We start from the raw sequence: 13,501 nt of genomic DNA, 5'->3' as shown, positions 1-13,501 counted from the left end.
TGCTGGTCACGGCAACCTGTTGCGCGACGCTAACGTCGATCCGCTTAAGGGAAGACCAGATGCCGTCACCGGAGTTTGCCAAGCTGCTGGAAGCAGCCGAAAAGGCCGCGCGCGATAACGAGCCGGTGCCCGGTGCGTCTGTCGACGAGATCATCGGGGCCTATCGTCGCGAGACCGATGAGAGCCTGGTGATTGACGGCGTCGCGCCCCGCATCGCACCCGCCACGCGGATCGAGAAAGTCTCTGCCGGCACCGTGCCGTCGGAGTGGGTCCTGGCCGAGGGCGCCGATCCGGATCTCAGGCTCATGTTCATCCATGGCGGCGGCTGGGTCGCTGGCACGCTTGCCGGCTATCGTCACCAGGTCGAGGCGATGTCGCACGCGACCGGCATGGCGGTGCTCGCCATCGATTACCGATTGGCGCCCGAGCATCCCTATCCCGCCGGCCTGAACGACTGCGTCTCCGCCTGGACCTGGATTCTGGCCAACGGCCCAGTCGGCGAGAGCGCGCCGCGCGAAGTTTTTCTGGCCGGCGATTCGGCGGGCGGCAACCTGACCTTCGCGCTCATGCTGCGCTTGAGAGACGAGGGGCGGCGCCTACCCAAGGCCGCCGCCGCGTTCGGGCCGGCGACCGACTTTACCTGCTCCAGCCCGTCGATGACGGAACGCGCGCCGTTCGATCCGATGATCAGCCCGGACGACGTCGCCTGGATGGCCAGCATCTACGTCACCGACGATACGCCGCTGATCCATCCCTATGTCTCGCCGGTCTTCGGCGACTTCGCCGGCCTGCCGCCCTTCCTGGTGCATGCCGGCGAGCGCGAGGTGCTGCATGACGACGGCAAGCGGGTCGTCGAGAAAGCGGTCGAAGCCGGTATCGACGCCCGCTTCAAGACGTTGCCCGGCATGGTTCACACCACGGAATACTGGTGCCATTTCGTGCCCGAGGGCATGGAGTCGCTCAACGAGGTCGGCGCGTATCTAAGAAGCCATGTCTGAGGCGGGTCCGGGCACGATCGCCGATACCTTCTGGCCCGAGCGACCGCCATCGGCCTTGATCCGCCTTGGGTTACCGCTCGCAGTGATTGGCTGCGTTGTCGTTGGTGTGCTCGTCGTCATGCTGACGTACCGTCCGCCGCCGACAATGTCCGGGGCGGAGCTGCAGGATTACTTCGCCGACAAGTACATCGAAGTGTGGCATTTCGAACGCAACTGGACGGCAAGGTCCGACACGGAACTGGACGGTAGCGGTGTCGACTTTTGGGCGGGTGACGACAACTCCGGTCGATGGTGGATCGAAGACGATACGTTGTGTTTCGATTGGTCGGGCGGTTCCGGCTGTTGGCGCGTGGCGCGGGGGCCCGGCGAGCGGGTCTATTGGTACACCCTGGACGGCGACTATGACGGCACCGACACCGTGCGCCGGAGCGAGCGGTCGGGGTCATGACGTCCACCGGTCGCCTCGTCGGTCTGGACATCTGTCGCGCGCTGGCGCTGCTTGGCATGCTGATCGTCAACTTCAACTGGATTATGAAGACGTGGTTCGCGGGTCCCGCCTGGGCGGTCGTCATTGACCAGCAGTTGCTGGGCCGCGCCGCCGGCACATTTGTCGTCTTGGCCGGCGTCGGCTTGTCGCTGATGATGCGCGCGACGCCGTCCGAAGACCGCGGGCTGTTCTACGGCTGCGTGGCGCGGCGCGCGGTCTTCCTGTTTGTCGTCGGCATTCTCCTCTTCACCTACTGGCGCGGCGACATCCTGCATTTCTATGGCGTCTACTTCGCCCTGTCGCTGGCCTTTCTTGCCGCGCCACGATCGCTTTTGGCGGCCGGGGCCATCATTGTCATCCTGGCGGCCGTCTTTCTGCGGTTCTATGTCGACTACAACTGGGGCTGGGACTGGCGCACCGACCGCTATGTCGACGTGTGGACGATCGGCGGTTTCCTGCGCAACCTCTTGGTCAACGGGCTGCATCCTATCCTGCCTTGGTTCGCGTTCATTCTGGTCGGGCTGTGGTTGGGCCGACAGCAGCTCAACGACGGACGCACACGCCTTCATCTGTTTCTCGGCGGCGTCGCCATCGCGCTGATCTTCAACGGCCTGGGCCATGTCTATCCGGGTGGCGATACCTATCGCGACCCCGCACAGATGCTGATCGCGCTGCACGGCTGGCCGCCGGGACCGCTCTACGTCGTCGCGGCATCCGGCACGGCGGTCGCGGTCATCACCGCCTGCCTGGAACTGGGTCAGCGCTTCGGCGCGAGCCTGCCGCTGCGTGCCCTGGCCAGCGCCGGGCGCATGGCGCTGACGCTCTACGTCATCCACGGTATTGTTCTAACGGCATGGTTCGATGCCGTCTGTTCGCGCGGCATGCACTGCGATGCCGCCGATGGGTTCTATTGGGCCATCGCGCTGTTCGCCGCTTGTGTCGTGGCGGCACATCTGTGGCTCATGGTCTTTTCCAACGGGCCCTTGGAGGCGCTCATGCGCAAGCTTGCGCCGACAGCTGGAGAGATTCGTCGGCGTCCGGGTACTAACCCAGCCGCCTCTGCCTGAGAACGGCGTCGCCCACGCAATTGTCACCGCGACAAAACTCTGATTGCCGTTTGGCTGCGCCGATGCCACGTCACGAGTGCCTCATGCAGAGAACGTGCGGGACTAAATCATGACAAACGGTGTTCCCTTCTGGACCGTCGACGTCTTCACCAACCGGCGCTATGCGGGTAATCCGTTGGCCGTCATCACCGATGCCCGCTCGCTCGACGACGCCACCATGCAGACGATCGCGAACGAATTCGGGTATGCCGAGACGACGTTCGTCCTGCCGCCCCGCGACCCCGCTACGACGGCCCATGTGCGTATCTTCACGCCGCTGACGGAAGTGCCGTTCGCCGGCCATCCCAATGTCGGCACGGCCTTCGTGCTGGCCAGTGGCGGCAGCGACCTCGACCTTGCCATCGACGACACGATGGTGTTCGACGAGGCCGGTGGACCGGTTGCCATCGATATCGTTCGTGATGACGATGCCGTCCTCGGTGCTGCGATCACGGCGCCCCAAGCGGTTGAGCGCCTGGGGACCTGCGACGTCGCACGCATCGCGCGCTGTCTAAGCCTTCCTGAAACAGCGATTGCCACTGGTCGATTTACGCCGACCGTTGCGTCGGTTGGACTGGAGTTCGCGTTTGCGGAACTGGCGACCTTGGATGATCTTGAGAACATCACGCTCGACATCAGCGCCTTCGCCGAAGCCGCCAGGACGGAGATCAACACGGTCGACGACTTCGCGCTCTGCGCCTTTGTCGTGCTTGATGATCGCGACAATGGATTTCGCGTCCGCTCACGCGTCCTGTCACCGCTAGGCCATCCGATCGAAGACCCGGCAACCGGCAGCGCATCGGGTGCGCTGGCGTCACTGCTTGCCGCGAGTCGTGCGATGCCTGCGGACAAGACAGTGGTTCAGATCGAGCAGGGCGTGGAGATGGGGCGACCCAGTCAGATCACCGTCACAGTGCCGGCAGAAGACGGCCAAGTGCGGGCGCCGACTATTCGCGGCACTTGCGTTGCCGTCAGCAAAGGCGTGCTGCTCCAGGGTGGTTCAGCCGCGCTCTAACAATACCGGCTTGCCATGGGGTGTCGTGCGGTAGGCGTGTTCCCAGGCTTCGCGACGTTCGAACCGCGCGTCCGGCGTCACGTGGCCGCCGTCTTCCAGAAGACGTTCGAGCGTCTTGAGCGTGGCTTCGTAATAGGTCGTGACATCGTCCGGCTTGCCGTCCCGTTCGGCGCGCACGAGTTCGTCGCCCAAGGTCTCTGACCACAGCTCACGCGTAAACACACCGGACGCGGCCAGCCGGTCGGCCATGGCCAGGACTTCCGCCTGCCACGGCTCATCGAAGACGGGATCGCCGTCGAGCCTGGCGAGCGGCTTGAGCGTGTCGCCCTCACGCCGGCTCAAGGTAACTCTCCCACAGGTCCACGAAGACACGTTCGCGGCGGCCATCGGCCTCCGGCCACAGTTCGGCGCCGTCGAAGCCGACGGTATAGAGGTGCTGCGGCTCGTGGATGCCACGTGCGCCGGCATCCGGGAACAGGTGTGCGCCGCGATGGGACAGTATCTCGCCCTCGCGATCGCGGGCGTACTTGGGCAGGCGCGTGTGATGGCTGTGGCCGAACCGGGCGGTCCTGACACGGTCGCCCGGTTGAAAGGCGGGTGCTTCGTTGACGTCGCGATCGAAGCGCGTCGCCCGGGCGCGGTCAGCCTCCAAAGCGCCGGCGCGGTCGATGCCTGGTCCATGCTGTACTGGTTCGGTCGTCGACTTGCCGGTGATCACCTCGTCCAGCGTGAACACGCCGGCATCGATATGGACGGCTAGCTCGGTCTGGATCCACTGATCGAAGTAGGCGCGGGTCAGATAGTCCGCCGGGTCGATCAGCTCGCGCACATGGCGCCACCAGTCGATGGTGCATCCGGGCGCGCCGCGGTTACGCGAGATCGCCCAGATGCGCGCTTCCCACGGCGCGTGAAATGCGACTTCTTCTTCATCGACATCGACCGGGCCGTAGCCCTGCTTGCCGCCAAGATCATGAATGCCGTCCATCAGCCCGCTCCGTTTATGTACTTGGAGAGATCGCGGTCGGTGCCGATCATGGAGTTACGGCTGACCAGCTTGGCGAGCTCATCTTCGTTCATATCATCGGTGCCGGATGGGCGCTGGGGCAAGACGAGATAGCGCAGCTCCGCCGTGCTGTCCCAGACGCGCACTTCGACGTCGTCGGAAACCTCGACGCCGAACTCGTCGAGCACGCCACGCGGGTCGCGCACGACGCGCGACCGGTAGGCCGCGGTCTTGTACCAATTGGGCGCGATGCCCAGGACCGAAAACGGGTAACAGGAGCAGAGCGTACAGACGACGAGGTTATGGATATCGTCGGTGTTTTCGACCACATGCAAGTGACCGGTCGCCACGCCCAGATAACCGAGCTCCTCGATCGCCTTGGGCGCGTCCTGCATCAACCGTTCCTTGAACGCCGGGTCGGTCCAGGCCTTGGCGACCACGTGGGCGCCACGTTTGGGACCGATTTCCTCGGCATAGACCTCGACCCAGGAGTCGATGGTCTTGCGGTCGATCATGCCCTTGTCGACCAGCAGGCTTTCCAGCACCTTGACCCGAAGCGCGGGATCGGACGGCAGATGGTTATGCAGTTCGCGATGGAGTGCCGCGACCTTGGCGGAGTCGTAATCGGTCATGGCGATCCCTCCTGTTGTTGTTTGGGCGAGCATAAGGGTGCGCCGGGCGCTTGGGTAGGTGGCTTAGGTTAACTGTGATCGCTAGGGGGTGGCCGGTGCGACAGCGGAGAGACTACTTGTGATCGTGTCGGCCTTGTCCGGTGGCAGGCAGTCAATGGCGGGGAGGGTGCCCGCATCGATCCCGCCGGTCTCGCCGGCGTGCCGGGCGATCGTGGCGATCAGCGCGTCGCCGATCTCGATCAATTGAGGTCGTATGACACCGGCCAGATCCGGTGCGCCTTCAGGCACAGGCGATTCACCTTGGCGCCAGCGTTCCATCCAGCAAACCTGGATTGCCTTGGCCGCCTCTATCTGGGCTGAAAAGAACGCGACCGTCGTTGCGCCATCCAACCCGACATCTTCGGCTGCTTCGACCGCATGAGCCAGCACGACAGCTTCGCGTTCCTGGTCTTCAATCGGGACGTCGTTGAGCAGCTTATAGGCCGCGACCTCGTCCATCAGGCTAAGGCGCGCATGGATCAGTTCCACGATTGTCTGCTCTGTGGCGCCGCCGGCTTGCAGTGGCAGCGGCCAGACGATCGCGATCAGAAGAGCCGGAGCGAGGAAACGGTGGGCGAGACGGGCCAGGCGTCCTTTCGTGCGCGGCAACGGCGAGCGTCGCCTCACGCGGATCGGCGCTTGCCGGAGGCTTTCGGCTTGCTCTTCATCGACAGGACCTGGTCAAGGCGGGTCTGGACCTCTTCGTTGTCGGGCTGCGCCTTCAGGATCTGACGATAGCCGCGCTCGGCTTGCGCCCATTGGCCATAGGCCTGCGTCCGTTGCGTCAAGAGCGTGGCCGAACCCACACATCGCGGATCCAACTGGTTGCCGGCGACCTTGCGCTCAACGACCATGTACTTGACCAAGCGCTCCTTGGAGCCGAAGGAATACTTATAGGGCTCGTTGCCGCGCATGAAATCGTAGGTCTTGAACCCGTTCTCAATAGCATAGCGAATGCTGTAGGCGTGCAGCACCAAGCCGCTTGGCACACCTTTGGCCTTCAGGTCGCGGCCCGCCAGCATGAACAGCATCGATTTTTTGACCGTGTCGACGATCGAACCCAGGGCACCGACCGCCTTGTCGCCGTGCCACAGGATCGGCATGAACAGCGCGTCGTGTTCCAGACAGTGCGTCAGCATGATGCGGCGGATCCTGCCAAAGATCTGTGTCGCCGCTTCACCCTTGCTCTCGCCCCACTTGTCGTCCCACAGTTTCTGCAAGACTTCGTAGTCGCTCTCCAAACTGTCTTTGTCGGTCACGGTGATGCGATAGGCATCGTCGTTCTCGACCTTTCTCAGAAATCGACGGATTTTCTGACGTGTGTTGGCGCTGACCTGGTTGTCGAGATAAGTGTCCCAGTCATCCGGCAACGTTACGTACGGGCAGATCGCGTTGTCGTAGCCCTCTTCGTTGTTGGTCGACGTCACGCGCTTCAGCTTGAAGTCAGAACGAGGAAAAGCATCCGTCCAGAGCTTCATGCGTGCATCCGAGGCGTCGAAACACCGGAGGTTCAGGCCGTTCCACTTCAGCGTCTTCACATAGTTGGCGAGAGCCGGCAGGGCCTGCTCTTCAGCGCCGGCGCGGCACAGAAAACCGACATAATCGGCGATACCCTGGGCCGCCATCCAGATTTCGGTGTAGAACGTGCCGTTCTTGGCCGGGAACGCCCTGATGCGCAACGGCAGGAAAGCGACATACCTGTCGCCATCAGTTTCGTCGCGCGCGGCGAGAACGACCCATTCGGAGATCGCCGCATCCAGCCACTTCGTCATCCATGTCCACGACAGATAAAACTGCGCCTCGGGATCGTCGGCATAGACGGAGTCCCACGGGTCCTTCAAAGCGAGGAAGCTGTCGTAGTCGTCGATGACATCAAGATGCATGGCAGAGCGTTCTAGGTCGCCCGGCGAACGCCAAGCGCGCGGCGGCCGGGTCCTGATTCTGTGTTTCGAATGCCGGTCACCCGGCATCGATGGGAGACGCGGGCTGACCGAACGAGACGAGCCAGTCTAGCAAATGGTGCCGGGCCCGCCTATCGGCCAGACGGGGTAGCGCCGCCTCAGGTGACCGCCGTCACGCTCAGGTAAACGAATCGGGCACCGCGGCCTTTTTCTCGGCGATGAAGGCGTTGAGCGCTTCGTCGACGCTCGGATCGATGGCTGGCGCCTCGTAGCTTGCCAGCATCTCCTTCCACAGCGTGTTGGCGCGCTTCATCGCGTCCTGGCTGCCTTCGGACTCCCACTGCTCGAAGCTGTTGTTGTCGGCGATGGTCGAGCGGTAGAAGGCGGTCTCGAAGTTCGCCTGGGTGTGGGCGCAGCCCAGGAAATGGCTGCCTGGGCCGACCTCGCGGATGGCGTCCATGGCCTGGCCGTTCTCCGACGTGTCGACGCCGGCGGCCAGCACCTGCATCATGCCGAGCTGATCGGCGTCCATGACGAACTTCTCGTAACCCGACGCCAAGCCGCCCTCGAGCCAGCCCGCCGCGTGCAGCACGAAGTTGACGCCGCCAAGAAGCGTCGGCAGCAGCGTATTCGCGCTTTCATAGGCCGCCTGCGCGTCGGCAATCTTTGAACCGCACAGCGATCCGCCGGAGCGGAACGGCACGCCCAGACGGCGCGCCAACTGCGCGCTGCCCAGGAGCACCTGGGTCGGTTCCGGCGTGCCGAAGGTCGGCGCACCCGATTGCATGGAGATTGAACTGCCGAAGGTGCCGAACACCACCGGCGCGCCGGGCCTGACCAGTTGCGTCGTCGCCATGCCGACCATGGCCTCGGCCAGAAGCTGGGCGAGCGTGCCGGCAACGGTCACCGGACTCATGGCGCCGGCCAGAATGAACGGCGAGACGACGCAGGCCTGGTTGTGGCGCGCATAAACCTTCAGCGCGCCCAGCATGGTACCGTCGAAGGTCATCGGCGAGTTGGCGTTGATCAGGTTGATGATGCAGCAGTTGTCCTCGACGAACTGATCGCCGAAGACAAGCTTCGCCATCGCCACCGTGTCTTCGGCGCGCTCTGGCGCTGTCACCGAGCCCATAAACGGTTTGTCGGAATAGCGGATATGTGAATAGACCATATCCAGGTGGCGCTTGTTGACCGGGATATCGACCGGCTCACACACGGTACCGCCGGAATGGTGCATGGCCGGCGTCATGTAAGCCAGCTTCACGAAGTTCCGGAAATCCTCGATCGTCGCGTAGCGACGACCGTCGTCCAGATTGCGGATGAAGGGCGGACCGTAGACTGGTGCGAAGACGGTCGCGCCGTCGCCAATCTTGACCTTGCGGTCGGGGTTGCGGGCATGCTGGATGAAGTGGTTGGGGGCGGTCGACAACAGCTTGCGCGCCAGGCCGCGCGGCACGTGGAGCGTCTGGCCGTCCTTGCCGACATCGGCGCCGGCCTCCTTCCACATATCGACGACCTCCTGGTCGTCGTGGATGGCGATGCCGACCTCTTCCATGACCGTTTCGGCGTTGTTCTCGATGATCTCCAGCGCCTCTTCGGTCAGCACCTCGGTCAACGGGATGTTGCGCTGGATATAGGGCAGGGCGTCGGTCGAGTATTTGTGGCTGCGCTGGGCGCGCCGCGCGCCGCTGCCGCCGTGTTCGCCGCGATGGCGCCTGCCGCGCCGTCCGCTGGGTGCCTCGTCATTCATGGTCCTGCCTCCTTGGGCCTGCGGCAGCTTATGGCACGCGCCCGGACGGCAATACGGCCAGTTTCCGTCGCCGACGACGAGGCCAAGGTCGTCTTTGGTCGGGTTCGCCCGTCTTGTCGTCAGCGGCATGAAAGCGGTACGTTGCATTGAAACGCGGGAGGACACCCATGGCCGAGGCACCGTTTGCTGACGAGTGGAAGGCAACGCCCTATTGGTGGGAAGCAGCACCCCGGCCAGAGTTTGTCCCGATCCCCTTGCCCCGGGCCGTCGACGTGGCGGTCGTCGGCTCCGGCTATGCCGGCATGTCGGCTGCGCTCTACCTGGCGCGCGCCGGGCGCGATGTCCTGATCCTGGAAGCCAGCGACCCCGGCCACGGCGCCAGCTCGCGCAGCGGCGGCATGGCCGGCGGCGGGCTGAAACTCGGCTATGGCGAGCTGAAGGCCAAGTACGGTCAGACGAAGGCCGCCGCCCTGGTCCGCGAAGGTGACAATGCGATGACATTCTTCGACGAGTTCATCGCGTCCGAGCAGATCCAGTGCCACTACCAGAAGGTCGGGCGTTTCGTCGGCGCCCACGCGACCAGCCACTACGAATCCATGGCCCGTGACGCCGAACTGGTGAAAAAGGAAGTCGGCATCGACACCGGCTACATGATCCCCAAGAGCGATGTGGCGAACGAAGTCGCGACCGACATCTATCACGGCGGCAAGGTAACGCTGTCGGGTGGCGGTCTGCATCCGGCGGTCTACCATCAGGAGTTCCTGGACCGCGTGATGGCGGCCGGAGTCAAGCTGGCGGCGCACACGCCGGTCGAGCGCATCAGCCGCGACGGCGATGGTTTTGACGTCAAGACTTCCCGCGGCACGGTCAAGGCGAAAGAGGTCGCCGTGATGACCAACGGCTACACCCCGCGCGCGACCCAGGAGTTCCGCCGACGCCTGGTGCCGGTCGGCAGCTATATCATCGCGACTGAGGAACTGCCGGACGAGACCATGAACCGGCTGTTCCCCAATCACCGTATGATCGCCGACACGAAGAAGATCCTCTACTATTACCGCCCGTCGCCGGACCGCAAGCGCGTCATCTTCGGCGGCCGCGCCAAGACCCGCGATGTCGAGACGCGGGAAAGCGGCAAGGTTCTGCACGACTTCATGACCGGCGTCTTTCCGGAGCTGAAGGACGTCAAGGTGACGCATAGCTGGACCGGCAACGTCGCCTTTGCCTTCGACAAGCTGCCGCATACCGGCGTGAAGGACGGCCTGCACTTCGCGCTCGCCTGCAACGGGTCCGGCGTCGTGAAGCAGACCTATCTGGGCTACAAGACCGCGCAGCGCATTCTGGGCACGCCGGAAGCCGAATGCGCGTTCGAGGGGTTGGCGTTCCCGACCATACCGTTCTACGACGGCAATCCCTGGTTCCTGCCGATCGTGCAGCGCTACTACCAATACCGCGACCGCGTCGCGCGCTAGGGACGTCGTTTCGATGGCTCAGTATGACGCGCTCCTGAAGCCGCTCACGATCAAGGGCCTGGCGCTGAGGAACCGCATCATGTCGACCGCGCACGCGCCGGCCTATGCCGAGAACGGTATGCCGGGCGAGCGTTATCAGCTCTATCACGAAGAAAAGGCAAAGGGCGGCATCGCGCTCACCATGTTCGGCGGTTCGTCGTCGGTCGCGCCGGATTCGCCACTGCCGTTTCGCCAGCTCTCCGTCGCCCACGACGATGTCATTCCGCACCTGAAAGCCTTGTCCGATCGCGTGCACAGCCACGGTGCGGCGACCATGTGCCAGATCACCCATATCGGCCGGCGCGGACGCTGGGACGGCGGCAACTGGATGCCGCTGGTGGCGCCATCGCCTGTGCGCGAACCGTTGCACCGAAGCTTTCCCAAGGAAGCCGAGGATTGGGATATCCGCCGCATCATCGCCAGTTACGCGCGCGCGGCCCAGCGCTGCCGTGAGGGCGGGCTGGATGGCGTCGAGGTCATCGCCGCCGCACAACACCTGATCGATGCCTTCCTGTCGCCCAGCGTCAACCGCCGGACCGATGACTACGGCGGCAGCCTGGAGAACCGCATGCGTTTCGGCCTGGAGGTGTTCGAGGCAATCCGCGAGGCGGTCGGCGACGACTTCATCGTCGGCATGCGCCTCTCCGGCGACGAGCTTCTGGAAGGCGGCCTTGATCAGTCCGACTGCATGACGGTCGCGACACGGTTCGCTGAATCTGGCCTGATCGACTTCTTGTCCGTCTACCAAAGCCACGGCACCGACTGGTCCGGGCTCGCCACGCTGATGCCGAACATGAGCTATCCGCCGGCGCCGTTCCTCTACCTCGCCAGTGCGGTGAAGGCTCAAGTCGACATCCCCGTGCTGCATGCCTCGGCGATCCGCGACCTGCCGACCGCCGACCGCGCCATCGCCGAAGGCCATGTCGACATGATCGCCATGACACGCGCCCACATCGCCGATCCGCACATCGTCAATAAACTGGTCGAAGGCCGTGTCGACGACATTCGCCAGTGCGTCGGCGCGACCTATTGCGTCGACCGCGTTTCGTTGGGCGGCGAGGCGTTGTGCGCCTATAACGCCGCGACCGGCCGCGAAAAGACGATGCCCCATGTGATCGCCAAGGCACAGGCCGCGCGCAAGGTGGTCGTCGTCGGTGCCGGACCCGGCGGTTTGGAGGCCGCCCGCGTCGCCGGCGAGCGGGGCCACAGTGTCGTCCTTTTCGAATCCGCCAATCAGCCCGGCGGCCAGATCAACATTGCCGCCAAGGCGCCCTGGCGCGAAAACCTGTCGGGCATCGTGCGTTGGCTCGACGGGCAGGTGACGAAGCTGGGCGTCGACAAACGTCTCGGCACCGAAGCAACCCGCGACACCGTCGTGGCTGAGAACCCGGATGTCGTGATCCTGGCGACCGGCGGACGCCCCAACACCGGCTACTTCGATGGCGCCGACCTGGCCGCCAGCGTTTGGGACATCCTGATGGACGCAGCGGAACCCGGTAAGAACGTGCTGCTCTATGACGAGAATGGCATGCAACAGGGTCCATCCTGCGCGGAGTACATGGCCGAGCGCGGCGCGTTGGTCGAGGTCGTGACCAACGGACGCATGATCGGCGAGGAGGTCGGTGCGACCAATCTGCCGACCCACATGCACAACCTCTATAAGTCGGACGTGCTCTTGACGCCCGACTTTCACCTCAAACAGATCTACCGCGAGAACGGACATCTGGTCTGCGTTCTCCACAACGACTATAGCCATGAGGAGGAGGAGCGGGTCGTCGACCAGGTCGTCTCCGATTACGGCACACTCGCCAATGACGGCCTTTATGGCGACCTGAAGGAGCTTTCGCTCAATCGCGGCCAGACGGACTACGACGCGTTGATCGCGGGAGAACCTCAGGCCCTGCGCACCAACCCGGACGGGCGGTTCCAACTCTTCCGCATCGGCGATTGCGTCGCCAGCCGCAACATCCACGCGGCGGTCTACGACGCCCTGCGGCTGGCGAAGGATCTATAGTCCGGATGGCTGCTGGCGCATTCAACACTGTTGAGGTGGGTCCGGACAATGTGGACGAGACCGGCTTCTTCTGCCTGATGAGCCGGCGCAAGGCGGATGGCTACAAACGAAAACGCGCCTGGCTCGACAAACGTTTCGCCGAGGGCTTGAAGATCCACATGATCAAGGACGGCGGCCGCGGCTTCGTCGAGACGATCCCCGGCGCCTACGCCTGGCGGGCGGTCGAGGCCAAGGACTATCTGGTCATCCACTGCCTGTGGGTCGTCGGGCGCAGCAAGGGTAGCGGCCTGAGCGGCCACCTCATGAACCTCGCCGTCGATGAAGCGAAGCGCGCGGGTTTTCCCGGTATCGCCATGGTGACAAGCGAAGGCAACTGGCTGATCGGCCGCCGCTTCCTGGACAAGCACGGCTTCACTTGCGTTGACGAAGCGACGCCGACATTCTCGCTGATGGTGAAGCGCTGGGGCGACGTCGATCCGCCGTCATTCTCCGGCAACTGGGACAAGAAACGCGCCGCGTTGGGCGGCGGGCTCACCGTCTTGCGCTCGGACCAGTGCCCGTACATCGACGACACCGTCACCATTCTGCGCGAGGCCGCTGACGATCACGGCCTGACCTTCAAGGAGCTCGAGTTGACGTCAGCCAAGGACGTACGCCGCCGGGCCCCGTCCGCCTATGGCGTGTTTCATGTCGTCTGTGACGGTCGGCTCATCTGCACCACGCCGATCACGCGCCGCGAGTTCGACAAGGCGCTGGCGTCAAGCTGACAGGGATGGGCCGCTTGATGATCTGCGGTGCCACCGCCAGGGAGGCGGTTCGTCGTAACGCATGACAAGACGAAAGAACATGGCGACGACGAATGCATACGCAACGACACACAGTAAGAATGTAAGAACGTTGCCATTGGTTGGTCTCCGTCCAATAGACGTTGACAAGTTTCCTTACTCAGCCTCTTGTTTCCCAGGCTCGCAACAGACTCCATAATGGACCCGAAGGAGCGGTGGCGCAACGTGACGTCTTGGGCTTTGGCGCCTGCGGTATCGACAAA

13 protein-coding genes are annotated in these 13,501 nt (G+C 63.9%); 7 read left to right on the top strand and 6 right to left on the bottom strand.

From position 1 onward, the window contains the following. Positions 1–59: 59 nt before the first annotated feature. The 4 genes from AAF563_12075 (at position 60) to AAF563_12060 (ending at position 3,606) form a co-directional block, all read left to right on the top strand. Positions 60–998: an alpha/beta hydrolase gene (locus tag AAF563_12075; GenBank protein ID MEM7122010.1), complete on the top strand. Its 939-nt coding sequence runs from the start codon at positions 60–62 to the stop codon at positions 996–998. Then, a complete protein-coding gene (locus AAF563_12070) occupies positions 991–1,446 on the top strand; it encodes a hypothetical protein (protein MEM7122009.1) in 456 nt (151 codons plus the stop codon). The genes AAF563_12075 and AAF563_12070 overlap by 8 nt, the downstream gene beginning before the upstream one ends. Continuing rightward, entirely contained in the window at positions 1,443–2,552 is a 1,110-nt protein-coding gene (locus tag AAF563_12065) for a DUF418 domain-containing protein (GenBank protein MEM7122008.1), read from the top strand. Before AAF563_12070 ends, AAF563_12065 begins: the two co-directional genes overlap by 4 nt. Positions 2,553–2,661: 109 nt before the next feature. Then, on the top strand, positions 2,662–3,606 hold the full coding sequence (locus tag AAF563_12060; protein ID MEM7122007.1) for a PhzF family phenazine biosynthesis protein: 945 nt from the start codon (positions 2,662–2,664) through the stop codon (positions 3,604–3,606). Here the strand turns inward: AAF563_12060 and AAF563_12055 are convergent. The 6 genes from AAF563_12055 to AAF563_12030 form a co-directional block, all read right to left on the bottom strand. Then, positions 3,592–3,948 (bottom strand): nitrile hydratase accessory protein, encoded by a 357-nt coding sequence (locus AAF563_12055; GenBank protein ID MEM7122006.1) that lies wholly within the window; start codon positions 3,946–3,948, stop codon positions 3,592–3,594. The two genes, AAF563_12060 and AAF563_12055, sit on opposite strands and share 15 nt — an antisense overlap. Continuing rightward, positions 3,935–4,591, bottom strand: a complete 657-nt coding sequence (nthB, locus tag AAF563_12050) for a nitrile hydratase subunit beta (GenBank protein ID MEM7122005.1) — start codon at positions 4,589–4,591, stop codon at positions 3,935–3,937. Before nthB ends, AAF563_12055 begins: the two co-directional genes overlap by 14 nt. After that, a complete protein-coding gene (nthA, locus tag AAF563_12045; protein ID MEM7122004.1) occupies positions 4,591–5,241 on the bottom strand; it encodes a nitrile hydratase subunit alpha in 651 nt (216 codons plus the stop codon). Before nthA ends, nthB begins: the two co-directional genes overlap by 1 nt. An 81-nt stretch (positions 5,242–5,322) precedes the next feature. After that, the gene (gene aroQ, locus AAF563_12040; GenBank protein ID MEM7122003.1) at positions 5,323–5,889 is read right to left on the bottom strand and encodes a gamma subclass chorismate mutase AroQ; all 567 of its coding nucleotides are present in this window, start codon (positions 5,887–5,889) and stop codon (positions 5,323–5,325) included. 14 nt (positions 5,890–5,903) lie between these two features. After that, the gene (locus tag AAF563_12035) at positions 5,904–7,163 is read right to left on the bottom strand and encodes a GNAT family N-acetyltransferase (GenBank protein MEM7122002.1); all 1,260 of its coding nucleotides are present in this window, start codon (positions 7,161–7,163) and stop codon (positions 5,904–5,906) included. 196 nt (positions 7,164–7,359) lie between these two features. Next, positions 7,360–8,931, bottom strand: coding sequence for a trimethylamine methyltransferase family protein (locus AAF563_12030; GenBank protein ID MEM7122001.1), 1,572 nt, complete (start codon positions 8,929–8,931; stop codon positions 7,360–7,362). Between the two features lie 167 nt (positions 8,932–9,098). On the opposite strand from AAF563_12030, the gene AAF563_12025 reads away from it, so the two are divergent. The 3 genes from AAF563_12025 to AAF563_12015 are packed head-to-tail and all read left to right on the top strand — an operon-like array spanning position 9,099 to position 13,220. Further along, positions 9,099–10,400 (top strand): FAD-dependent oxidoreductase, encoded by a 1,302-nt coding sequence (locus tag AAF563_12025; GenBank protein MEM7122000.1) that lies wholly within the window; start codon positions 9,099–9,101, stop codon positions 10,398–10,400. A 13-nt stretch (positions 10,401–10,413) separates the two neighbouring features. Next, entirely contained in the window at positions 10,414–12,453 is a 2,040-nt protein-coding gene (locus tag AAF563_12020; GenBank protein MEM7121999.1) for an NADH:flavin oxidoreductase, read from the top strand. Between the two features lie 5 nt (positions 12,454–12,458). Further along, a complete protein-coding gene (locus tag AAF563_12015; protein ID MEM7121998.1) occupies positions 12,459–13,220 on the top strand; it encodes a hypothetical protein in 762 nt (253 codons plus the stop codon). Positions 13,221–13,501 lie beyond the last annotated feature (281 nt).

This window comes from Pseudomonadota bacterium, assembly GCA_039028155.1.
In the GTDB taxonomy this organism is placed as follows: Bacteria; Pseudomonadota; Alphaproteobacteria; order SP197; family SP197; genus JANQGO01.
This window is presented reverse-complemented; position numbering and strand designations above follow the sequence as displayed.

Coding starts and splice junctions, on each gene's coding strand:
- AAF563_12075 (MEM7122010.1), top strand. CDS start 60: ATGCCGTCACCGGAGTTTGCCAAGCTGCTGGAAGCAGCCGAAAAGGCC.
- AAF563_12070 (MEM7122009.1), top strand. CDS start 991: ATGTCTGAGGCGGGTCCGGGCACGATCGCCGATACCTTCTGGCCCGAG.
- AAF563_12065 (MEM7122008.1), top strand. CDS start 1,443: ATGACGTCCACCGGTCGCCTCGTCGGTCTGGACATCTGTCGCGCGCTG.
- AAF563_12060 (MEM7122007.1), top strand. CDS start 2,662: ATGACAAACGGTGTTCCCTTCTGGACCGTCGACGTCTTCACCAACCGG.
- nthB (MEM7122005.1), bottom strand. CDS start 4,591: ATGGACGGCATTCATGATCTTGGCGGCAAGCAGGGCTACGGCCCGGTC.
- nthA (MEM7122004.1), bottom strand. CDS start 5,241: ATGACCGATTACGACTCCGCCAAGGTCGCGGCACTCCATCGCGAACTG.
- AAF563_12035 (MEM7122002.1), bottom strand. CDS start 7,163: ATGCATCTTGATGTCATCGACGACTACGACAGCTTCCTCGCTTTGAAG.
- AAF563_12030 (MEM7122001.1), bottom strand. CDS start 8,931: ATGAATGACGAGGCACCCAGCGGACGGCGCGGCAGGCGCCATCGCGGC.
- AAF563_12025 (MEM7122000.1), top strand. CDS start 9,099: ATGGCCGAGGCACCGTTTGCTGACGAGTGGAAGGCAACGCCCTATTGG.
- AAF563_12020 (MEM7121999.1), top strand. CDS start 10,414: ATGGCTCAGTATGACGCGCTCCTGAAGCCGCTCACGATCAAGGGCCTG.
- AAF563_12015 (MEM7121998.1), top strand. CDS start 12,459: ATGGCTGCTGGCGCATTCAACACTGTTGAGGTGGGTCCGGACAATGTG.